Origin of the sequence: Cohnella baijiui (genome assembly GCF_020731285.1) — a bacterium.
Taxonomy (GTDB): Bacteria; Bacillota; Bacilli; order Paenibacillales; family Paenibacillaceae; genus Cohnella.
Map to the genome: position 1 here is coordinate 1 of NZ_JAJFOW010000342.1, position 239 is coordinate 239.

The window sequence follows — 239 nt, forward strand, 5'->3', positions numbered from 1 at the left end:
GTATGCTTTTACATCTGGAGCCGCAAATAACGGATCGGCATTTGCAGGTCTTAGTGCGAATACGAACTTTTACAATATGGCAATCGGGCTTGTCATGCTGTTTGGTCGCTACATCTCGATCGTGGCTCTGCTGGCGATTGCAGGCTCACTGGCCGCCAAGCGTCTGGTTCCGGCAACAGCCGGGACATTTCGGACCGATTCAGCACTGTTTACGTTTATTCTGTTGGTAATGATTCTTG

General features: G+C 49.8%; 1 protein-coding gene. It reads left to right on the top strand.

Annotation, left to right across the window (positions count from 1 at the left end; genetic code table 11):
• Nucleotides 1-239 (top strand): potassium-transporting ATPase subunit KdpA (locus LKX83_RS32885; RefSeq protein ID WP_227887487.1); only part of this gene is annotated, 239 nt, incomplete at both ends.